A 21,881-nucleotide genomic window follows, 5' to 3' on the forward strand; every position below is an offset into this window, starting at 1 on the left:
AGCGAGGATGATCTTCTGGATATGGATTATTTCTTAAATGAAGATGATCCATTTGACGATGGTTTTGGCGAAGAAGGTTTCTATATCTTCTGATCCTGCCAACGTCTTATTGTCATACCCAAACGCATGTTTATCTAACATATGTTCGATGAACATGCGTTCTTTTTTTTGACTGCTCCATAAACGCAATTTCCTATAAAGTAAAAAAAGAACACTCTATCTTTTGAAATAGAGTGTTCTGCATCTTCTTTCATTAAGCAAATACTTTTAAATTCAATACTGCAGCAAGGATAAGAAACAGTGCGGCAAGGATCTTTGTGACTTTCACGAGAGTTCCCTCAATGGAACGTCCTCTGTTCTGTCCCCAGTAGGTATCCGCCATACCGGCAATCGTTCCCAGACCGGCTGATTTTCCTTCCTGCATTAATACAACTGCTGAAAGAGCAATACAGTCTATTACAAATAAAATTGTGATCACGATTTTCAAAATTTCCAACTTCTACACCTCCTGCGCATAAACCATATATAATACTACCATATCCTTCCGGTTTGCGCAAGCAGTTTTTCGCTTCTTTTCCGCCCCTTATTTTCTTTTCGAGATCTTCCTGATCAGGAAAATGGATTCTTGTAGATGGCAGTATCTCCAAGTTCTTCTTCTATTTTCAAAAGGCGGTTGTATTTTTCCACCCGTTCTGATCGGCATGGAGCCCCGGTCTTGATCTGCCCGGTTCCAAAAGCCACCGCAATGTCAGCAATCGTTGTATCCGCCGTCTCACCGGAGCGATGGGAAACAATGGATCGATACCCGTACTCCCGGGCCATCCGGATGGTATCAAAGGCTTCTGTGAGTGTACCGATCTGATTGATCTTTACCAGAACCGCATTTGCTGCCCGGCAGTCAATCCCTCGTTGCAGCCTTTTTGTACTGGTCACGAAGAGGTCATCACCTACCAGCTGTGTCTGAAGCCCGAGTCTTGTATTCATCAGTTCCCATCCCGGAAAATCCTCTTCTTCCAGACCGTCCTCAATAGATACAATCGGATATTTTTCGATTAGTTCTGCATAGTAGTCAATGAGTTCTTCCGCGGTGCGAACTACCTTTTTCTCTTTTCCTTTGCTTTCTCCCACAAACACATATTTCCCGAAATCTCTGTCATAAATTTCCGAGGCTGCCGCATCCAGACAGAGTACAATGTCTTTTCCTGCCCGGTATCCTGCCGTCTCAATGGCCTCCATCAGGATGTCACAGACACTCCCGGTATCCGGAAGGTCCGGGGCAAAGCCTCCTTCATCGCCCACTCCGGTATGATATCCTCTTCCCTTCAGAAGCGCCTTAATCATATGATAGACTTCTGTGCACATCCGAAGTCCTTCCCGGAAGCAGCAGGCCCCTGCCGGCATGATCATAAATTCCTGAAAGTCAATGATATTGTCCGCGTGTCTTCCGCCGTTCAGAACATTCATCATCGGCACCGGTATCCGTCTGGTATGCACACCACCAAGATAGCGGTAAAGCGGCAGATTCAGACTCATCGCCGCCGCTTTCGCTGCTGCCATGGACACACTCAGGATGGCATTGGCACCAAGATTGCTCTTATCTTCCGTTCCGTCAAGCCGGATCAGCAGATGGTCAAGTTCCGTCTGTTCCAGCGCATTGACTCCAATAACTTCTCTTGCGATCCGGTCATTGACATGATTCACAGCCCTCTCCACGCCACGGCCGCAGTAGCGGTCCTGCTTTTCCTTATCCCGAAGTTCTTTCGCCTCATATCTCCCGGTGGAAGCTCCCGACGGGACACTTGCCGTTCCGATCGTGCCGTCCGCCAGAAGTACCTGTGTCTCAATCGTCGGGTTTCCCCTGGAATCGAGGATTTCTCTTGCGTATATATCTCGAATTGCGTTGCAGTGATGCATTGTTTTTTCCTCCTTCCAGGCATAGTATCTCCCAAAAAAAATCCGGCATACCCGTCAGAAAGCTTTACATATTATTTCCTTTACTTTTCCTTTCAGGATCGTTGACTTTTTCTTTCCGGAGGGTTACAATTTTGGAGATAAATTCTTCATAAAACGAAAGAAAACGAGGAAGAAAAAATGAACGGTCAACATCATGTGGATATGAAGTATTCTATCCCAAAACCATCATCCAAAATCAAACCCAAATCCAAAATCCGGGATTTTGTGGTCATGACGGCCGCCACTGCCATCATGGCATGCGGTATTTATTTTTTCAAATTTGCAAATAATTTTGCATTCGGCGGTATTACAGGTCTTGCGGTCCTTGTCGCCGAGACCGGAACCATCAGCAGCAGTGATTTTAACTTTGTCTGCAACATTGTCCTTCTGGTTCTGGGATTCCTGATCATGGGAAAAAGCTTTGGAGCAAAAACATTTTACTGCAGCATGCTTCTTTCCTTTCTCCTGTCTATCCTGGAGCGTGTTTACCCGATGGACGGACCACTTACCAACCAGCCTGTCCTGGAACTGATTTTTGCCATCGCTGTTCCCGCTTTCGGATCGGCAGTTCTCTTTAATATGGGCGCATCCAGCGGCGGAACCGACATCGTGGCGATGATACTGAAAAAATATACCGGTTACGACATCGGACGTGTCCTGATGATCTCCGATGTGGCAATCGCTGTGGCAGGCGTATTTGTATTTGGTATGGAGACAGGTCTGTTTTCGATTCTCGGACTTGTTCTTCGGTCACTCATTACAGACAACTTTATCGAAAGTTTCAATCTTTCCAAATGTTTCAATGTTGTCTGCGACAGTCCCGAGCCGATCTGTAACTTCATTATCCGGGATCTGCACCGGGGGGCTACTGTCTACTCCGCTCAGGGTGTCTTCTCCGGACAGAAGAAATACATTGTTCTGACAGCATTGAACCGTCCGCAGGCAGTGCGGCTCCGTAACTTCATCAAGGAAACCGAGCCGGGCGCATTTATCCTGATCTCCAACACCAGCGAGATTATCGGACGCGGATTCCACACCGTATAACAGGAGTAAAATATATAGTAAAAAATAAAATCCCGGAGACACATGTGATTTCACATCGTTCTCCGGGATTTTTTCGTCACCGATTATTATTTTTCATTCAGCACTTCTTCCATAGCTTTGACCACATTCTGATACTTTTCCTGTGTATAGGTATCATAACGGTTCGGATTTCCCGCATCCGAGAGCTGATCCTGCATGGAGGCAATTCCCTCTGTAAAGACCTGTTGTACTGTCGGATCCACTCCTTCCAGTTTCAGCTTCATATCTTCCGCACTCATCGCTTCGCTCTCTGTCAGATAAGCCTGAAGCTTCTGAGTAAATGATTCTTTCTGGCTGCTCTCATACTGCTCTGAGAAATTCAACACACCGAAAGCTGCTTTCAGCCTCTTCAAACTTGCTCCTGCTGTTCCTTCCTCGTACTGGGAAAGGGACTGGATCATCTCGCCAAATGCTTCCTCATCTACTTCCGTATTCTGATCCGCCGGCTGTGTTCCTGTGTTTTCCGGCTGTCCCGGATCCGCCTTGTTATTTTCCGTCTCTGAATTCTCAGGATCTTCCATCTCCGGTTCTTTCTCCTGCTCTTCCGTTTCCCCGTTATCCGTCTCGTCCGGTTCTTCCTGTTCCTTTGTGGATGATCCCTGATCAGTCTGCTCTGTCTTTGGCTCTTCGCCGGTATCTGCAGGTGTCCTGGAGCCACAGGCGCTCACTCCAATCATCAGGATTCCTATTCCAAGTGCCAGTAATCGCTTCATTCGTCTTTTCATACGCCTTCCCCCCTTCCGGTCATCCTCTTCCTTCTACCTACAGTATACCTGTTTCTCCGCCATTTCACAAGCCGGATCATTGCTTCTTCTTTTCCATCATCAGATACAGATATGCATCTTCCAGTGTGATCTTCGGCTGTGTACAGTCAATATCCGGTTTCACATCGCTGATAATTTTCACCGTCATTCCTTCTTCCGTGTACTGCTTGGAAGTCGTACGGTACTGCTTTTCCAGTCTTTTTGCTTCTGTGTCGTCTGCTACATTTGCTGTCCAGATCTTTCCTTTTGCCCGGGAAAGCAGCGCCTGTACCGTACCTGTATAGAGGAATGAACCTTTCCGCATCACCGCAAGCTTGCTGCACGTAGCCGCGATGTCCTCCACCACATGAGTGGAAAACAAAACGGTCCGCCCCTCCGAAAAATCCACCAGAAGGTTACGGATACGCACCCGCTCTTCCGGATCAAGCCCCGTTGTCGGTTCGTCCACAATCAGAAATTCCGGTTCATTCAGAAGTGCCTGAATGAGTCCGACTCTTCGCTTCATTCCTCCGGAAAGCTGACGCATTTTCTTTTTCCGGTGATTCGTAAGCCCTGTCTTTTCCAGATAATAGCGGATGCGCTTTTTACATTCCTCCTTCGGGATACCGGAAAGTTCTCCCAAATATTCCAGGCAGTCCTGCACGGAAAGACCCGGATAGAGGTTGAGCTCCTGCGGCAGATACCCGATTTTCTGCCTGATGACTTCGTCCTTTCCAGTCCCGTACCTGATTCCGTCCAGATACACCTCACCATCGGACGGAGTCAGAACCGTCGTCAGTACCCGCATCAGCGTCGTCTTTCCGGCGCCGTTTTCCCCGAGCAGCCCATAGACACCGTGGGGGATTTCCAGATTGACATGGTCTACCGCCCGAACCTGGTTTTTAAATGTTACTGTCACGTTTTTTATGTTTACACTCATTTTGACACCCTCTTTTCTATAATCGAAATCAATACCAGAAATACAATGGACAACAGAATTTGAATCAGTGTGCCATATGCCCATTCGTTCCATTTGGCTCCCATGGAATCACAGAAGGAATAGGCAAACAGGTTGTACCGCCCAAACAGTCTCTCTCCTGTTGTGGAATTGGTCGTAATCCATAGAAGAACCGATACTCCAATCCCCGCCCACTGGCTCTTTGCCAGATTGGAAATGACAACCGAGATCAGACTCCAGAATAAAACAGTTCCCGCAAGTGCCGCTGCGTAACCGCCGTACTCGGAAGCAAAGGTACGCTCTGTCATGCGGTAAGGCTTCTGCCAGTAAAAAGTAAAATATGCTGCAAGAGCGGTCACATACAAATACACTGCCTGAATAATCCATCTCCGGTAAATCATGCGGATCCGGTTCTTTTCCGGTTTCAGACAGATGATTTCCCACCGCTGCCCGTTTCGGTCCATCACACTGGTCTCCGCGCAGAATACGGATGCCAGAACGGCCACTCCCGGCATCAGCGCAGGACCGATCTCTGAAGTCAGCGTGACGCCCCGTACCAGCGCAAACAGAAGCAGAAACAGGATGGAGTACGCCAGTTTATAGGGTGCAATACAGATTTTCCATTCCTTTTTCAATACACTCTCCTCCTTTTCCAGATGACCGCCGCCCCAAAGAGAAAGGCTGCTGAAGCCACAAGCAGAAAGATCTGGTTCCACATGGCCATCGGCGGCGGCGCCGTATCCAGAAATCCACCCGGAAACCGCACCAGAATGGCAAGAGGTCTTCCGTAGTATCCAAATTCACCGTCCGGCCCGATGCTTCCCATATTGGAATAAAACAGATACAAAAACAGAAGCGGTACTCCCGGAAGCGGATTTTTAAAAATCAGCGCGATGATCACATACACGCTCGCAATCATCAGAAGATTCGGCAGCATATAGCAGACCGCCGGAATCAGAAATTCGATCAGCGATACCGGCAGATCATTGCGGAGCCCTGCCGCAAAACTGACAAAGAAGAACACAATCACAAGGATCAGCCAGACAATTCCCACTGAAAGAAATCCTCCTGCCGCTTTTCCGAAGATATAGCTCCCTGCCGAAACCGGCTTTGTGTGAAGCAGTTCGTAAGTGTCTCTTCTCGTATCCCGGATAAAGAGAAACGCCAGCAGAACCGCGCTGAAAAAAGTAAGATACAGTCCGCCGAAATCTGCAAATTTTCTTCCGAAGTACCAGGAATAACTGTATTCCGACAGTTTTGCTTTCAATTCAGCGTTGATTTCGTCTACGGTACCCTGATGATATTCATAGCCCTCGTAATAATATCTCAGGCTGTAGCCACCCGGATACCCGTAAATCTCCCCGATAGCATCGGACATTTCGTCGATACTCTTTCCTGAAGAACTGATCTGATCCAGTGTGTTCTGAACTACTTGTTCCTCCTCACCGTTCTCCTTTACAACCATACTGATCATCTTTTTCTTGGCAAGTTCCAACTGCTCTTCCTTCGTGGATTTGACATATCCGTTCATGATATCCGCGTCCGCAATGTTCTCCGGCTTTGCCTCTTTCACTTCCTGCTCCGTACGGAAATATTTCACTTCCAGATATGGAGACAGAATCTGAAACAAACCGAAAATCACAACCACGATCCCGACCCAGAATAACGGATTCTTCAGGTAGTTTTTTACTTCCCGTTTCATTACTGCTTTCATGTTCATCCCCTCTTCCTTTTTTGATATTCCTATCGTATCAGGAGATTCACAATGAAAAGACAACGGAAAAAAAGACAAAAAAATTCCTGCTGCATTTTTTACAGCAGGATTATCATTTTTCATCCGTGCACGAACGGAAATACGCCCGTACACACGCCCCGTCTCTCTGGTTTTCCACTTCCAGGTGTCCTCCGTGTTTCTTACAGAACACTTCGCTGATATACATTCCAAGTCCGAAATGTTTCAGATCATCCCTTGGATTGGACGAAGTGAATGCCTGTTTTGCTTCTTCTTCACTGATGGTAAATCCTGTTCCATCATCTTTTACTTCCAATACCAGCTGGTCGGCTTCCCGGCAGACGACCACCGATACCTTTGACGCTGCATAACGCAATGCGTTGGTAATCAGGTTTTCCGCTACTTCCAGAATCAGGTCACGATCCAGCGTAAGTTTTTCTCCCTCTCCTCCCGCAAAGATTTCAAACTGCTTTCCGGAAGCTTCTGCCAGCATCTCTCCGGTCTTTTCGATCTGTTCTGCAATCTCAGCAGCCGTCGTGTCCATGCAGGAAATCGGCTCCCGTTCCAATGCGGAGAAGACCCGCATCCGGTCCAGAAACCGCTCCAGCCGTTCCACCTGTCCCATGCTTTCTTTCAGCATATCCAGAAGCGCTTCCCGGTCCAGCTTTTCTTCCGGGATAAACTCCATCATCATTTCCTGATACCCTTTGAGCACAGTCAGAGGCGTCCGCAGATCGTGTGCAATGGCAGAGCGCAATACCTGCTCATCTTCCACCATCCGCCACATCTTCTGGTTGTTCTGAGCCAGTTCCTCTTTCATGTGGTCAAACTCCCTGCAGAGTACGCCCAGTTCGTCCTTACTCTGATATCCGATCTCAAAATCCAGGTCATTGTCCGCAATCTTCTTTGCAGCCAGATTCAGCTCCAGAAGGGGCCTTCGAATCTTATTCCGGTAAAACAAAAAGGTGGACACAACAATCCCTGCCGCACATAGAACAAGAATCCCGTATGTAGTCAAAAAGTCGCACAGTTCGGAAAGCCTTGCATCCGTCCGGCTCATATCCTCATTGCTGACCCGCGGAATCGTCACATCGAAGGCATCTGGATTCCGGTTCTGCATTTCTTCGATAAACCGATCCTGATCCACATATTTCCACCAGATCTGTTCCTGCGCCCGTTCTGCTTCCAGGACGATGAATGCTCCAAGAATAAATCCGATGACAATTCCTGTCAGCATGTAGACAATAATACTTTTCCTCAGGGAAAGATTTCTTATTTTTTCCATCGATAGCCCACTCCCCATACTGTTTCAATCGGGTCTTCCTTTGTATACTGCCCTATTTTCCCACGGATTCTCCGTACCAGCTCTGTGATGCCCCGGCTGTCGCCCTGTCCATCATAGCCGCAGACATGTTCATAAATCCGTTCTTTGTCAAATACCTGTCCCGGATGCATGGACAAAAACTCCAGAATCCCAAATTCCGTCTTCGTCAGATCCAGCACCTGCCCGTCAAAGGAGGCTGTCTTTGCTGTATAGTCCACCATCATTCCGTTTCCAAATCGGTACTGCGTTTTCTGCTGATGCCGTTCCTCCCGCCGCAGATGAGCCAGCACTCTCGCCTCCAGTTCCTTCAGGCTGAACGGTTTTACAATATAATCATCTCCGCCCATCATCAGCCCGTTCACCCGGTCCTGCTCTTCGACCCGTGCGGTCAGAAATAAAATCGGACAGGACACCTGATCCCGGATTCTCCGGCACACCTCCAGCCCGTCCATTCCCGGCATATTGATATCCAGAAGAATGAGATCCGGTCCCTCTCCAGACTTCTTCACTGCGTCCATCCCATTGACCGCTGTCAGCATTTCATATCCCTTCAGCCGGAAATACCGGCACAGCATCTCTACCAGATCCTGGTCATCATCCACCAGAAGAATTTTGTAGCTCATCCGACGAATACCATCCTTTCTTTACGATAAAACATTGCCGAGATGATCATTCATCTGTTAAACCAGCAGTTTTCGAAAATCTTCGATCGATATCCCATATTCGGATGCCGCCTGCTCCAGATTCAGAAAACCTTTCTGATATAACTCTATCACGGCATCTTTCCTCCCCTGATCATGTGCGGCATCTTTTTCGGCCCTGGCTTTCTCAAGCTGCTTTTGACTTTCCGAAAAACGCTCCTGCATATCAGTCAGATTATCCTGAGCTACATCCAGCTTTCCCTGTGTCTCATCCAGCTTCCCCTGTGTCTCATCCAGCTTCCCCTGCGTCTCATCCAGCTTCCCCTGAATCTCTTCCAGCTTTTCCTGTGCATTTGTCATCCGCTGAAAAGCCCGTTCAGCCTGTCTTTGCAGAGACAGCTGATCGCGAAGTGCACGTTCCCTTGCCTCATATGCTCGGCGTTTCTCTTCATCCTGGCTCATTTCCATCAGATCTTCATAGGCTTCTTCCAGATAGGTATTTCCCTTTGCCATCTCTTTTAAATCCTCCTTTTTACCGCCGCGGAAGAATTTCATCCATGCAATGATGCCATCTGGATGGTGATACTCCTCTGGAATCTTGGGAAGTTCCAGAATCTGAAGTTCCAGCTTATCGCTGTACAGTTCTCCGGTCGCTTTATCATAAACCTGTGCCTTACGGTAGCAGATGTCATCCTTCTTATAGTAGGTGAAATTCAAAACACTGACATGTACACATTTCTGAAGCCGATCATATTCCTCACCTTTGCAAAGCTGGCTGGAAAACATCTTGCACAGATAAAACAGACTCCTGTCGTCCCAGTATTCCATATATACAACCTGCATCTCAATATCAAGCTGAGTGCCGTTTTCCAGAAGAACATGAACATCCAGCACTCCCTTCTTTTCCTCCTCCGACCGTTTGGGAAGTTCATTTTCCAGAATAATAGTATTCCCGATCTGCTCAGGTGAAAGCTCCAACAATTCAGCGATGAAGCCTCTCCTTGTATTCGGATTCCGCATCAGTTCTTTGAAACACCAGTCGATGTAAGGCTTCATAATAAATTCTTCTTCTGAAATTGCAGCGGTAGTTCGATTTGCCATTTTGTTTCGTTCCATAAACAGTCTCCTTTCTGTGACGGCAATGCCTCTGACATAAGAAAACTGTTTCTGTTTCTTGTAGTCTACCATATTTCCGGGTACCAGAAAAGAGACGTCCCAAAGAAAACATATTTTCCAGACAGAAAGCTGCCCTCATAATTCCCTTGTCAAATACTTGGATAAAACGGCGAACGCCTTGAAAATGAAAAAGCAGAGAGCTTTTCCGATGAGTAAAGGATAACACGAACAATCTGCTGAATCAAGGAATATAAGGATAAATTTTTTCTAACCTTTATTAACCTTTGACATAAATTCAGGGAGGTAATGGCTCATACGAGTCACTACCTCCCCTGATATTACAGTAAAATATTGTCCGGCTACTGACATTTTCTTACCGCCCGATTCTCCGAATCAGTACTCCTTTCGGTTCCAGGCGTCCATCCTGATATTGTCTCTGGAACAGGATCTCTCCTTCTCCTTTCACTGTCACCGGTTCTTCCGTGCAGTTCAGAAGGATTTCGGTCTTATTCTGCTCCTGATCAAGTTTAATATACTGTACCAGACGCGGCTCGTCATATGCTTCCGGGAAGTGGAAATACAAACTTCGCAGCGCCGGTTCCGTCTTCCTAAGATGAATCAGCTTCTGGATTTCATGAATCTTCTGCTGGTTTTCTTCGGTCTGAATCTGATCCCACGGCATACATCTGCGGCAGTCCGGATCGAAACTTCCTTCCATGGCGATTTCCGTGCCGTAATAGATGCACGGACTTCCCGGCATGGTAAAGAGAATCGCCAGCTGCTGGTAGAACAGGTCCAGATCGTGGAAGCGGTTCATAAGACGCTCCGTATCGTGGGAATCCAGAAGATTGAACAGTACATTGTTGGACTGCTGCATGTACATCGTGTAGCAGTGGTTGATCATGTACTCGAAATCTTCCTTTTTCATCGTCGGATCAATAAAGAAATCGTGGATACCGCTCATGAGCGGATAGTTCATGACGGAGTCGTATTCGTCCCCCATCAGCCACTGGCTGGCGTCGTGCCAGATCTCTCCCAGAAGATAGATGTCCGGTTTGATGGCTTTCACATGATCCCGGATCCGTTTCAGGAACCGGTGGGACACTTCATTTCCCACATCAAAACGGATGCCGTCAATATCATAGTCCCGGATCCAGCTTTCGCAGACATCCTGGAAATATCGGATCACGGACTCGCTGTTCGTATTGAGTTTCGGCATCTTGTCCGCAAAGGCGAAGGAATAATACCGCCCGTCTCTCGTACTTGCTTCTTTGTTCAGCATCGTCCAGTCGTTGACCATGAACCAGTCTGCGTAGGCGGAATCTTTCCCGTTTTTCTTCACGTCCAGCCATGGCGCAAAGTCTTTTCCACAATGATTAAAGACTGCGTCCACCATCACACGGATTCCATGTTCGTGCGCCTCTGCTACCAGGCGTTTCATCGTCTCGGAGTCTCCGAACTGCGGATCAATTTTTGTATAATCTTTTGTATCGTATTTATGGTTGGAGTCTGCCTCCATAATCGGATTCAGATAAATTCCGGTAATGCCAAGTTCTTTCAGATAAGGAAGTTTCTGACGGATTCCTTCCAGGTTTCCGCCGTAACGCTCTTCGTTTTTGACTTCTCCCTCATTTTTCCACGGAAGAATTCCCTCCCGGTCGTCTCCCGGCGTCCCGTTGCAGAAACGGTCCGGGAAAATCTGATACCAGATCGTATCATTTACCCAGTCCGGCGTCCGGTTCACATCAGCCGGATTCATCCATGGAACCGTAAAGCACTGAAGCATCCGGCCGTCCATCTCCATCTGCTCTTTTGTCAGAAATCCGTCTTCAAAATAATACCAGACCTCATCATCTGTGTGCAGTTCAAAATAATACTTGCAGCGCTTGTATTTCGGTACGAGAGTCGTGGTCCACCAGATCTGATGTTTCAGCCGTTTTTTGTAGACAATCTCTTCCCGGACTCCGGTCCACTTTTCGTTTCCTCCAAGAATTCCCGCTTCAAAGGGATCTCCATAATAGAGGAACACCCGCTTCACATCATATCCTGTCTTCAGATTGACAATCAGTTCCGATTCATTTAACGAGTAGCTCATCTGCTCGGTTGTTCTATGGTAAACTCCTGTAAAATCCATCTGTCATCAGGCCCTTTCTGTCATTGTTTTCCGGTAGTGTTTCAGTTCCTTCTTTGCCTGTGTAAAATCCGTAATTCTCCATTCCCAGTTCGGAGAGCCGACTGTTCCCGGCGTATTGATATGCCCTTCTTCTCCAAGGCCCAGAATGTCCGCCATTGGAATGATCGCGTACTCTGCCCTGCTCCGGAATGTATAGGTAAGGAGCCGGCCTTTCACGGAGCCCTGTTTGATGCCCTGACGTTTGAGGAAGCGGCGTACCTTTCTTTTTGCTGCCACGCTTAATCCCTCATACCACTGCATCAGCGTATCGTTGTCGTGGGTTCCGGTATAAATGATCATGTTTTCCACATCGTGGAAACTGTCGTAGGCATATTTTCCACCTGTTTCGATGGAAAAGACAAGGATTTTCATCCCTTTCAAATGATAATGGTCTTTTAATTCCAGTACTTCCGGGCGGAGTTCCCCAAGGTCTTCAGCCACCAGATTGAGTCCGTCAATCTTTGCTTTCAGTGTGTCGATGACTTCGTATCCCGGAGCTTCGATCCATTCTCCTTCAATGGCTGTCGGACACTCTGCCGGAATCTTCCAGAAAGTGTCAAACGCCCGGAAATGGTCAATCCGGATGATGTCAAACAGCTTCTGGTTGTATCCGATCCGGTCGGTCCAGAACTGATATCCATGCTCCTTCATATAGTCCCAGTTATAGATCGGGTTGCCCCACCGCTGTCCGGCAGCGCTGAAATAATCAGGCGGTACTCCGGCGATGAAGATCGGCCGTCCGTCTGTGTCCAGAAGGAAGTTATCCTTTCCGCCCCAGACATCTACCGAGTCCACACCCACATAGAACGGCACATCTCCCATGATCTGGATGCCGTTTTCGTTGGCATGCTTTTTCACTGCCATCCACTGAGTGAAAAATTCATACTGAAGGAACATCTGATAGGCCGCCTCGTCTTCCTGCTCCTTTGCGAGCGGTGCAGGCACTTCCGGCCAGGCTTTGTCTTCTGCTTTCCATTCATTCCAGCAGGCATTGCCGTTTGCCTTTTTCAGGGCACGGAATACCGCGTATTCGTACACCCACGTCTGTCTTGTAAATTCCCGGTACTCTTCCGTCTCCTGAAAATTGGCGAACGCTTCTTTCAGATACGGCTCTTTGAATGCCCGGACTGCATCATAGTCAACGGTTTTTGCGTTTTCCCGGAAGGAAGGCACTTTCTCTTTCAACAGCCCCCCCTCATAAAGCAGGTCCAGACTGATGTAAAGCTCGTCTCCTGCGCAGGAGGAATACGGCTGATACGGAGAGTTCCCGTATCCCACCGGATTGAGCGGAAGAATCTGCCAGATCTTCACACCGTTTTCCTTCAGGGCATCGACAAACTCATATGCGTATGCACCCAGTTCCCCCACTCCCGTACGGGACGGGAGTGCGGATACCGGCATCAATATTCCTGTTTCTCTCATGATTGATCCCCTTTCATACCACATCCGGCCTACAGATGCCAGATGTCCTCATTGTATTCCCGGATAGTCCGGTCAGAAGAGAAGAATCCGGCTTTCGCAATGTTGACAAGCGCTTTCTTTGCCCATGTCTTCTCATCCTCATAATCTTCGAGCATCTGCTCTTTTGTCTGAATGTAATCTTTCACATCCAGAAGGGTCATGAACCAGTCTTTGGATACAATCTCTTTGTACAGTCTTGCAAGACTCACCGGATCACCGATGCGGATCAGGTCTTTGCTGATGATAAAGTCTACCAGCTCCTCGATCATCGGATCGTTGTCATAAATCTCGCCGGAGTTGTATCCTGCTGTATCGTAAAGTTTGATGACTTCTTCTGATTTTGCGCCGAAGATGTAGATGTTCTCATCTCCTACCAGCTCGTGAATCTCCACGTTTGCTCCATCTTCCGTTCCCAGTGTCACGGCACCGTTAAGCATGAATTTCATGTTTCCGGTTCCGGATGCTTCCTTGGAAGCAAGGGAAATCTGCTCGGAAATGTCACATGCCGGGATCAGCTTTTCCGCCTTGGTAACATTGTAGTTTTCTACCATGACAATCCGCATGTACGGACGTACCGCCGGATCGTTTTCGATCAGTTTCTGCAGGCAGAGGATCAGATGGATGATATCCTTTGCAATCGTATAAGCCGGCGCTGCCTTTGCACCGAAGATCATTGTAATCGGGCGTTTTGGCAGATTGCCTTTCTTGATTTCTTTGTATTTGTAAATTGCATACAGTGCGTTCATCTGCTGTCTCTTGTACTCATGGAGACGTTTGATCTGGATATCAAAGATGGAATTCTCATCGATTTCCACTCCCTGTGTCTGCATCAGATAATTCTTCAGGGCAGTTTTTGCGTTTTTCTTGATCGCTCTCAGATCACCAAGCACTTTCTCATCGTCCTTGTATGCGAGAAGCTTTTCCAGATTGGAAGCGTCATCCATGAATTCCGGTCCGATCAGGTCTGCCAGATAATCGGACAGCTCATGGTTGCAGTGTACGAGCCATCTGCGGAACGTGATTCCGTTCGTCTTATTGTTGAATTTTTCCGGATAAATGTCGTAGAACGGCTTTAACTCGGATTCTTTCAGAATCTCGGTATGAAGAGCCGCTACTCCATTGACTGCGTAGCCAAAGTGAATGTCAATATGTGCCATGTGTACTCGGTCCTGATTATCGATGATGTACACTCTTTCATCGTGGAAGTCTCTTCTGACACGTGCGTCCAGATCCCGGATGATCGGCATCAGGTGCGGAACGACCTTCTCCAGATAATGGATCGGCCATTTTTCCAGTGCCTCTGCCAGAATTGTGTGGTTCGTGTACGCACAGGTTTTTCTTACAACATCCACAGCGGTATCCATGTTAAATCCTCTCTGCATCAGGAGACGGATCAGCTCCGGAATGACCATCGTCGGATGGGTATCGTTGATCTGGATTGCCACATGATCATACAGCTGATAGAGGTTGTATCCTTTTTCCTCCGCCTCTGCAAGGATCAGCTGTGCCGCGTTGCTGACCATGAAATACTGCTGATAGATTCTTAACAGCTGTCCTGCCTCGTCACTGTCATCCGGATAGAGGAAGAGTGTCAGGTTCTTCTTGATATCCTCTTTGTCAAACTGGATACCGTCATGGATGATGGACTCGTCCACAGAATCCAGATCAAACAGATGCAGCTTGTTGCAGCCGTTTTTATAACCCGGCACATCAATATCGTACATTGTGGAAGTCAGAGTGAAATCTTTAAACGGCACTTCAAAATGGCGTTCCGTCTTTGTCAGCCAGCTGTTGTCTGTGATCCACGGGTTTTTCTCTTCTCTCTGCTTGTTGTCAACAAAGGTCTGACGGAACAATCCGTCGTGGTAGTTTAAGCCCACGCCGTCTCCCGGCAGTCCCAGTGTCGCGATGGAATCCAGGAAACATGCTGCCAGACGTCCAAGTCCTCCGTTTCCAAGGGACGGCTCCAGCTCGGCCTCCTCGATTTCTGTAATATCTTTGCCGTGATTTTTCAGTACCTCTCTTGTCTCATCAAACAGGCCAAGGTTAATCAGGTTGTTGGATAACAGTTTTCCAATCAGGAATTCCGCGGAAATATAATAGAGTTTTTTATTTCCTTCATTCCTCTTTATTCCTGCCATTTTCTCTTTTGTAATGCATAAAAGCGCTGTATAAATTTCTTCATTGGACGCATCGCTGATGCTTTTTCCATAGTTTTTCTGTAACATCTCCTGTAATAACTGTTCCATCTTTGTTCTCCTTTCGATGTGTGTTCTTATTTGACTGCTTCATATACACGCAGAATTTCTCCTACGCTCCACGCCTGGGCGAAGCATCCCTTTGACGAGGATGGATTTCCTCCGTCATAAATCTCCGGAAGCTGTCCGATACAGCCCTCCCTCATGGCGCTTTCCATGACTTCCAGCTGTTCTTTGACTTCTTCTTTCGCCTCTTCGCTGTATCCGCATACCTTCAGATATGCCAGATAATAAGCGCCAAGCGGGAAGGTCCAGACCGTTCCCTGATGATATGCCAGGTCACGTTCTATCATCTCTCCCCCGTAAAACGGGTGGAACTCTTCGTCCCCTTCTTCCAGCGTGCGCAGTCCGTAAGGGGTGTACAGTTTTTCATAGACAGTGCGCACCACCTGCCGTTCCTGATCTTTTTCCAGCATGGTAAACGGCATGGATACGGCCCAGATCTGGTTGCACCGGATCTGCATGTCCGCCTTTGTTCCGGATACGAGATCTTTCAGGCATCCTCTCTCTTCATTCCAGAACTGTTCCCGGAAAGAAGTGCGTGTCCTGTCCGCAAGCACCCCATACCCAGTATATTCCAATCCAAGTTCAGATGCAAATATTTCCATAATCCGAAGTGCATTATACCAGTAGGCATTGATCTCCACCGGTTTGCCATGTCTTGGCGTCGGAAGGATTTCTCCCACCCGGACATCCATCCAGGTCACCTGGTCCAGGCCTTCTCCTGCCCGGATCAGGCCGTCTTCTTCCATCCGGATGCCGTGTCTCGTTCCCTCCCGGTATTTTGTGATGATCCGTTCCATCACAGGCCAGACTTCCTTGACAAAGTCCATATCCCCCGATGCCTGATAATACAGATACACACAGTTGATAAACAAAAGAGCTGCATCCACTGTATTGTACCTCGGCTCATTCTTTCCTTCCGGGAACAGATTCGGCATCAGACCGTCACGCTCGTTTGCTGCAAAGGTCCTCAGGATCTCTTTTGCCGTCTCATACTGCCCGGTTGAAATGCAAACACCCGGAAGAGCAATCATCGTATCCCGGCCCCAGTCCTCAAAGAACGGGAAGCCTGCAAGAATCGTTTTTCCTCCTGTAGATTCCCGATCTGCCACAAACTGTGCCGCACTCTTTACAAGAACCTTTGCCATCGGATCCGCAAATCCGGCTTTTTCCTCCAGCGCTTTTCTGTACTTCTTTGTCTCCGCAATCACTGCCTGCGCATCATTTCTGCCTTGTTCCATCGAGCAGACGATAGAAAGTGTCCTTCTTTCTCCTGCCGGAACCTGCATCCGGATCTTCAGCACCGCTTTTGCCGTTCCGCTCTCCCTTCTGCCGTCGCAGGCATCATAGCTGTAATAATACGTCTCTGTCTGCTCCTCCGGGAGGATTTCCCCGTCCGTCTCGAAATAGAGAGTCAATCCGTCTGAAGAAACGGTATTCCCTTTTCGTTCAAACACCTGCTCCTCCGTCAGATCCTCTCCCTTTCTTACAAACTGTAAAAAAGGTGTAACGACAAGCTCTGCATCAAACAGGCTTTGATTTTTCATCTCATAGACAACTGCCACCGTATTTTCCAACTGGGCCATCCCGAGTTCTTTCCGGATCCGGACGCCTTTTGTCTCCCAGCGCCAGACCGGAGTATCCTCAAAGGAGAATGCGGACAGATGCTGGTATCCTTCTTCTTTTGTCCCGTCCGCAAACTCCTGCGTCGAGAGAATCTGTTTCTCTTCTCCGATCCGGATCTCTTCTTTCAGACGATGGATCAGATTGTATCGATGATTCGGTGCCTTCGTACATGCCATCAATAGCGCATGGTCATTTCTCGTAACCGAACCGGTCATCGTCAGAGAGGAAAAACCTCCCAGTCCGTTTGTCAGAAGATAACAGTTTTCCTGTCCTCTTGAAAGTGTTTTAAAATCCTGTTTTCCGTATATCCATTTCATAAGTCTGTCTTCACTTTCCTGTTTGTCCAAGTACTAATACACTGTGGCTGTCCACCTTTACCGTTCCTTCTGTAACAAATGGATCTCTCCACAGATTGCTGCTGTATCCATCCAGAAGGACTTCCCATTTTCCTTCCGGAAGCTCAACCGCAAATTTTTCATTTCTACTATTATAAATAATACATAACGTTTCCCATCTTGACGGTGCTCTTTCGTTTCGATTATCCACCGTAAACCCAACTGCTCCGTCTGTTTTCCACCGGTTCTGAATCCTTTTCCATGCGTTCTCAGACTTGTCGCAAAGTCCCGGAAGCTGTTTTCTCAGATGAATCAGCCCGCTGTAATACTCTGTTAGTTCATACTGTTCATAAGCCCGTTTCCAGTCCAGCCGGTTGATCTCAATCGGCGCATTGTAGGAATTTTCCAGTCCGTCCTTCGTGCGGGCAAATTCCTCTCCGGATAGGAAGAACAGATTTCCCTGGCAGGTCATGTAGATGGCCGCTGCCATGCGGTTGGCCTGCATCCGTTCTTTCTCATTCGGGATTGTCAGGGAGAGTTTATCCCACAATGTCCAGTTGTCATGGGCAGATACATAGGTGATGACCTGAGAAGGTGCTTTCACCTTCGATTCCGGGCCGCACCAGGCGCGGACGGAAGCAAGAATTTCCTCCTCCAGGCCTTCTCCCCCATTGACAAATCCCGGCTCCTCCCCTTCGAATGTATGACCTTTTACCGCATCCCGTGTATCATCACAGAAGAAGCCTACATGCGGATCCAGCTGGTCCACATGGCATTTCAGTGCCGGAACCGCCTGTTTTTCCATCGGAGTTTCATCTGCAGACCACGGTTCTCCAAATACCATCTTTTCCCCTTTACCATACCGGAGCGCAAGTTCCTTCTCAATCCGGTTCATCAGTCCCGTATCCAGAAGCCCCATCAGGTCAAACCGGAAGCCGTCGATGTGGTATTCTTCAGCCCAGTAAAGAACGGAGTCCAGAATGTAGTTTGCGCACATGCTCCGCTCGCTCGCCACATCGTTCCCGCAGGCAGAACCGTTTGCGGTCTCCCCGTTTTCGTGGACACGGTAATAGTACCACGGCACCGTTTTCTGGAACCAGGCATCAAGGGAATAGGTATGATTATAAACCACATCCATGATGACCCGGAACCCGTTTTTATGCAGAAACTGGATCATCTCCTTGAATTCTTTGATCCGGACCTCTCCGTTTCTTGGGTCCGTCGAGTAGGAGCCTTCCGGAACGTTATAGTTCACCGGATCGTATCCCCAGTTGAACTCCCCTTCTGTCTTGCTTTCATCCACAGATCCATAATCGTAGGCCGGCATCAGCTGCACGTGGGTGATACCGAGTTTCTTCATATAAGAAAAGCCCGTGGGATGCACGCCGTCGTGGTCTAGTGTCGTATTCTCACAGGTAAATGCCTTATACTTCCCCCGGAAAGCTGCCGGGAATCCTCCGGACGTATCCCAGGAATATTCCCCGATATGCAGCTCATAAATAATCTGTTCCTGCTGATAAGCGGGGGAAACATCTTCCTCCCATCCTTTTGGATCTGTTCTTTTTAAATCTACAATCATGCTCCTCTTTCCGTTGATCCCGCAGGCTTTCGCATAAGGATCCGCCGAGCATATCATCTTTCCCTCTATGGAAAGTTCAAAATCATAGTATACTTTGTGAAGCACTTCTTTTGTCCGGTATGCCCAGACACCTTTGCCCTCTTTTACCATCGCTTCCGTCCGGTATGAATCTTCTGATTCTCCATCATGATAGAAGCGGACTGTTACAGACTCGGCCACCGGGCTCCACAGGAGGATGGAAGTTCCATCCTCCGTGCAGGCTGCCCCGAGGTCATGCCTTCATAGGTATAGTTCTGTTCAAATTCCGGATCTGAATAAAATGTTTTCCATTCTTTTGCTGTCTTTCTCATCTGTCTGTCCCTCATTCAAATCTGATTATTTTAGCCCTTTACAGCACCGGACATACCGTCCACATAGTATCTCTGCATGAACAGGAAGAGGATCGCGATCGGAATTGAAATCAACACCGCTCCTGCAGCGAAACTTGTGTACCAGCTGTCAATATATTCTTTCTGAAGCATATTCCAAAGTCCGATCGCAACTGTATACTGGTCGGAGTTTGCACGGCAGATTACCTTTGCGAAAATGAAATCCAGCCATGGTGACATGAAAGATGTCAGTACCGTGTAAATAACGATCGGTTTACTAAGCGGCAGTGTAATCTTCGTAAAAATCTGCCACCTTGTACATCCATCGAGAAGCGCCGCCTCGTCCACCGCAATCGGAACCGTATCAAAGAATCCTTTTGCGATCTGGAAGCTTAAGCCCGCTCCTCCTGAATAACACAGGATCAAAGCCAGTTTGATCAGATTGCCTTCTGTAAGGCCAATTGCCTTCAGGATGAAGTACACCGCAATCACTGACATGAATCCAGGAAACAGACCAAGAATCATCGCCATGTTCATGTATGGTTTCCGCAGTTTAAATTTCAGTCTGGACAGACAGTAGGAAACTGCCAGAACATAAAAGGTAGATAAGATACAGGAACATACTGCGATGAACAGCGTGTTCATGAACATCTGCGGAAAGTTCAGGATTGATGTATCCGTAAACAGTTTCACATAGTTGTCAAGTGTGAAGCTTTGCGGGAAGAAGGTGGAAACATAGGATCCTTTTTCCGCCCGGAAGCTCGTCAGTATTACCCAGATAATCGGGAATACCCAGATAAACGCCAGTATGGCAAGTACGACATGAACGATCGTATTATTGATAAAACGTCTCTTTTTAGCTGAGCGTACTTTTGTTTTCGCAGCCATGATCTAGAATCCCCCTTCTTCTTTATATGATTTACTGTTGCGGTAAGTAAGGAGCGCCGCAATCGCCAGAATGATAAATGTCAGGATACCGATAACCGCACCGATGTTGTAGTACTGTTTGTCTACAGTCAGTTTGTACAGCCATGTTACAAGCAGGTCAGTGCTTCCTGCCGTGGATTCCAGATTGGTAACCGGATCTCCTCCCGACAACAGGTAGATAACGTTGAAGTTGTTGACGTTTCCTGTAAATGTTGTAATCAGGTATGGTGTCGTCACATACAGCATGTACGGAAGTGTGATCTTAAAGAAGATCTGCACTGCATTGGCGCCGTCCACTCTGGCGGCCTCGTAAAGCTCACCCGGAATATTCTGAAGGACTCCGGTCAGCTGAAGCAGTGTATATGGTACACCAACCCAGATATTGATTACAATAACCGTTACTCTTGCCCACGTTGGATCCGTAAAGAACGGGAGGCTTGCATCCTGCGCAATCAGTCCCAGATTACGAAGCAGGACATTGACCGCGCCTTCCGGCTGAAGCATCGTTCTCATAATCAGAAGAGAAACGAACATCGGAACCGCACAGGAGAGTACGAAGCAGAATCTCCAGAATCCCTTTGCCTTTGTATCTTTCCGGTTGATTACAATAGAAAGAATCATACCGAAAATATAGTTGCTGAATGTTGCGAAGAACGCCCACACAAGTGTCCATCCAAGTACAGACCAGAACGTGCTTCCCAGGATACTGCTGGAATCAAACAGCGCTTTGAAGTTGTCAAGTCCCACCCAGTCAAACAGCATCAGATGATTGTCGATTTTACTGTAGTTCGTAAATGCCATACAGATCATAAAGATCAACGGCAGAATCGTCAGCGCACCGATAAAGATCATCGTCGGAAAATGCGGCTACTATGCACTGGACAGCCTGATGAACGATGTTTCCATCGGAACGCTGCTGCTTCACGCAAAGCTGATGGTGAGAAATTCTACAGGAAAGGCATCGGAAAAGAACTTCTAACAAAAAACTCCTCACAGAAATCACCGTACTACTATGTACCATGCATTTCTGCGGGGAGTTTTTCAGTCTGCCAAAAGCATCGTTGTTTATTTAATCAGTTTTTGTATTTTTTTTGCCTCCGGCGTTCCTGCTTTTCCAAGAATCTCAAACAGCAGCGCTTCGTAGGTGGTCAGAACGGCACCTTCCATCTTTGCCCGCTCCAGAGCCATCTCCATATCCCGCGGCTTTCTGCTGGAAATGCAGTCCGTCACCAGAACCGGCGTATATCCTTTTGCCTTCAGATCGATCACCGTCTGCAGCACGCAGATGTGTGATTCGATTCCACAGATAATTACCGTGCGCTTCTCTCCAAGTTTCGGAATGACTTCCTCAGCCGCACTGTAGCTGATCTTTTCCAGATAGTCACCGGTTCCTGCCGCTTCTGTAATCTCCGGCACTGTCATTCCAAGTCCTCTTGTATACTGCTGGGTTACATAAATCGGAATTCCGAGTTCTCTAAGTCCTTTCAGGAGGATCACTGAATGTGCCAGCAGCTCTTCTTTTTCATGCATGACCGGCATGAGCCGTTCCTGATAGTCTACCGCTACTGCCGCCATATCTTCCCGTTTCATCAACATCTGCT

Annotated in this window: 18 protein-coding genes and 2 pseudogenes; 2 read left to right on the plus strand and 18 right to left on the minus strand. The window is 47.8% G+C overall.

The window, feature by feature from the left end; genetic code table 11:
- Positions 1–253 precede the first annotated feature (253 nt).
- Together secG and eno are read right to left on the minus strand one after the other, a co-directional pair.
- Positions 254–496 carry a preprotein translocase subunit SecG gene (gene secG / locus Selli1_RS03975; RefSeq protein ID WP_087168079.1) on the minus strand — a complete coding sequence of 81 codons (243 nt, stop codon included), beginning with the start codon at positions 494–496 and terminating at the stop codon, positions 254–256.
- A 113-nt stretch (positions 497–609) separates the two neighbouring features.
- A complete protein-coding gene (gene eno, locus Selli1_RS03980) occupies positions 610–1,914 on the minus strand; it encodes a phosphopyruvate hydratase (protein ID WP_281872363.1) in 1,305 nt (434 codons plus the stop codon).
- A 201-nt stretch (positions 1,915–2,115) separates the two neighbouring features.
- Between eno and Selli1_RS03985 the strand changes: the two genes are divergently transcribed.
- A complete protein-coding gene (locus Selli1_RS03985; protein ID WP_118636471.1) occupies positions 2,116–2,997 on the plus strand; it encodes a YitT family protein in 882 nt (293 codons plus the stop codon).
- 86 nt (positions 2,998–3,083) lie between these two features.
- Here Selli1_RS03985 and Selli1_RS03990 read toward each other — a convergent pair whose 3' ends face one another.
- From Selli1_RS03990 to Selli1_RS04055, 15 genes and pseudogenes are all read right to left on the minus strand, one after another.
- Entirely contained in the window at positions 3,084–3,761 is a 678-nt protein-coding gene (locus Selli1_RS03990; RefSeq protein WP_191437020.1) for a hypothetical protein, read from the minus strand.
- Positions 3,762–3,837: 76 nt separating this feature from the next.
- A complete protein-coding gene (locus Selli1_RS03995; RefSeq protein ID WP_191437021.1) occupies positions 3,838–4,719 on the minus strand; it encodes an ABC transporter ATP-binding protein in 882 nt (293 codons plus the stop codon).
- Positions 4,716–5,372: a hypothetical protein gene (locus Selli1_RS04000; RefSeq protein WP_191437022.1), complete on the minus strand. Its 657-nt coding sequence runs from the start codon at positions 5,370–5,372 to the stop codon at positions 4,716–4,718. Before Selli1_RS04000 ends, Selli1_RS03995 begins: the two co-directional genes overlap by 4 nt.
- Positions 5,369–6,451 carry an ABC transporter permease subunit gene (locus Selli1_RS04005; RefSeq protein ID WP_281872365.1) on the minus strand — a complete coding sequence of 361 codons (1,083 nt, stop codon included), beginning with the start codon at positions 6,449–6,451 and terminating at the stop codon, positions 5,369–5,371. Before Selli1_RS04005 ends, Selli1_RS04000 begins: the two co-directional genes overlap by 4 nt.
- Positions 6,452–6,563: 112 nt before the next feature.
- Positions 6,564–7,754: a HAMP domain-containing sensor histidine kinase gene (locus tag Selli1_RS04010; protein ID WP_281872366.1), complete on the minus strand. Its 1,191-nt coding sequence runs from the start codon at positions 7,752–7,754 to the stop codon at positions 6,564–6,566.
- Entirely contained in the window at positions 7,742–8,416 is a 675-nt protein-coding gene (locus Selli1_RS04015; RefSeq protein ID WP_281872367.1) for a response regulator transcription factor, read from the minus strand. The genes Selli1_RS04010 and Selli1_RS04015 overlap by 13 nt, the downstream gene beginning before the upstream one ends.
- Positions 8,417–8,473: 57 nt before the next feature.
- On the minus strand, positions 8,474–9,550 hold the full coding sequence (locus Selli1_RS04020; RefSeq protein ID WP_281872368.1) for an Rpn family recombination-promoting nuclease/putative transposase: 1,077 nt from the start codon (positions 9,548–9,550) through the stop codon (positions 8,474–8,476).
- Between the two features lie 373 nt (positions 9,551–9,923).
- Positions 9,924–11,684: a glycoside hydrolase family 13 protein gene (locus Selli1_RS04025; protein ID WP_281872369.1), complete on the minus strand. Its 1,761-nt coding sequence runs from the start codon at positions 11,682–11,684 to the stop codon at positions 9,924–9,926.
- Positions 11,685–11,690: 6 nt separating this feature from the next.
- Entirely contained in the window at positions 11,691–13,145 is a 1,455-nt protein-coding gene (gene malQ, locus Selli1_RS04030) for a 4-alpha-glucanotransferase (protein ID WP_281872370.1), read from the minus strand.
- A 29-nt stretch (positions 13,146–13,174) separates the two neighbouring features.
- Complete coding sequence (locus tag Selli1_RS04035; RefSeq protein ID WP_281872371.1) at positions 13,175–15,433, minus strand: glycogen/starch/alpha-glucan phosphorylase; 2,259 nt, start codon at positions 15,431–15,433, stop codon at positions 13,175–13,177.
- Positions 15,434–15,459: 26 nt separating this feature from the next.
- On the minus strand, positions 15,460–17,388 hold the full coding sequence (locus Selli1_RS04040) for an amylo-alpha-1,6-glucosidase (protein WP_087168091.1): 1,929 nt from the start codon (positions 17,386–17,388) through the stop codon (positions 15,460–15,462).
- Positions 17,389–17,398: 10 nt separating this feature from the next.
- A complete protein-coding gene (gene pulA, locus Selli1_RS04045) occupies positions 17,399–19,204 on the minus strand; it encodes a type I pullulanase (RefSeq protein WP_330677473.1) in 1,806 nt (601 codons plus the stop codon).
- Positions 19,189–19,335, minus strand: a complete 147-nt coding sequence (locus Selli1_RS18285; RefSeq protein WP_330677475.1) for a hypothetical protein — start codon at positions 19,333–19,335, stop codon at positions 19,189–19,191. The genes pulA and Selli1_RS18285 overlap by 16 nt, the downstream gene beginning before the upstream one ends.
- Positions 19,336–19,365: 30 nt before the next feature.
- Positions 19,366–20,241, minus strand: a complete 876-nt coding sequence (locus Selli1_RS04050) for a sugar ABC transporter permease (RefSeq protein WP_281872372.1) — start codon at positions 20,239–20,241, stop codon at positions 19,366–19,368.
- 3 nt (positions 20,242–20,244) lie between these two features.
- A pseudogene (locus Selli1_RS04055) lies at positions 20,245–21,117 on the minus strand (carbohydrate ABC transporter permease); the annotation flags it as partial.
- 16 nt (positions 21,118–21,133) lie between these two features.
- Between Selli1_RS04055 and Selli1_RS18650 the strand changes: the two are divergent.
- Positions 21,134–21,259 (plus strand): annotated as a pseudogene (locus Selli1_RS18650) (LacI family DNA-binding transcriptional regulator); the annotation flags it as partial.
- 86 nt (positions 21,260–21,345) lie between these two features.
- On the opposite strand, the gene Selli1_RS04065 reads toward Selli1_RS18650, so the two are convergent.
- Positions 21,346–21,876: an isochorismatase family protein gene (locus Selli1_RS04065; protein ID WP_281872373.1), complete on the minus strand. Its 531-nt coding sequence runs from the start codon at positions 21,874–21,876 to the stop codon at positions 21,346–21,348.
- Positions 21,877–21,881: the final 5 nt, after the last annotated feature.

Source organism: Sellimonas catena (genome assembly GCF_027924685.1).
Classification (GTDB): domain Bacteria; phylum Bacillota; class Clostridia; order Lachnospirales; family Lachnospiraceae; genus Sellimonas; species Sellimonas catena.

Bases quoted from the DNA above. Each gene is read 5' to 3' on its own strand.
- Selli1_RS18285 (WP_330677475.1), bottom strand. From the start codon at position 19,335: ATGAGAAAGACAGCAAAAGAATGGAAAACATTTTATTCAGATCCGGAA.
- Selli1_RS04050 (WP_281872372.1), bottom strand. From the start codon at position 20,241: ATGGCTGCGAAAACAAAAGTACGCTCAGCTAAAAAGAGACGTTTTATC.
- Selli1_RS03990 (WP_191437020.1), bottom strand. From the start codon at position 3,761: ATGAAAAGACGAATGAAGCGATTACTGGCACTTGGAATAGGAATCCTG.
- Selli1_RS04035 (WP_281872371.1), bottom strand. From the start codon at position 15,433: ATGGAACAGTTATTACAGGAGATGTTACAGAAAAACTATGGAAAAAGC.
- Selli1_RS04065 (WP_281872373.1), bottom strand. From the start codon at position 21,876: ATGTTGATGAAACGGGAAGATATGGCGGCAGTAGCGGTAGACTATCAG.
- Selli1_RS04025 (WP_281872369.1), bottom strand. From the start codon at position 11,684: ATGGATTTTACAGGAGTTTACCATAGAACAACCGAGCAGATGAGCTAC.
- Selli1_RS04015 (WP_281872367.1), bottom strand. From the start codon at position 8,416: ATGAGCTACAAAATTCTTCTGGTGGATGATGACCAGGATCTGGTAGAG.
- Selli1_RS03995 (WP_191437021.1), bottom strand. From the start codon at position 4,719: ATGAGTGTAAACATAAAAAACGTGACAGTAACATTTAAAAACCAGGTT.
- Selli1_RS03985 (WP_118636471.1), top strand. From the start codon at position 2,116: ATGAAGTATTCTATCCCAAAACCATCATCCAAAATCAAACCCAAATCC.
- eno (WP_281872363.1), bottom strand. From the start codon at position 1,914: ATGCATCACTGCAACGCAATTCGAGATATATACGCAAGAGAAATCCTC.
- Selli1_RS04020 (WP_281872368.1), bottom strand. From the start codon at position 9,550: ATGGAACGAAACAAAATGGCAAATCGAACTACCGCTGCAATTTCAGAA.
- Selli1_RS04005 (WP_281872365.1), bottom strand. From the start codon at position 6,451: ATGAAAGCAGTAATGAAACGGGAAGTAAAAAACTACCTGAAGAATCCG.
- Selli1_RS04040 (WP_087168091.1), bottom strand. From the start codon at position 17,388: ATGAAATGGATATACGGAAAACAGGATTTTAAAACACTTTCAAGAGGA.
- Selli1_RS04010 (WP_281872366.1), bottom strand. From the start codon at position 7,754: ATGGAAAAAATAAGAAATCTTTCCCTGAGGAAAAGTATTATTGTCTAC.
- malQ (WP_281872370.1), bottom strand. From the start codon at position 13,145: ATGAGAGAAACAGGAATATTGATGCCGGTATCCGCACTCCCGTCCCGT.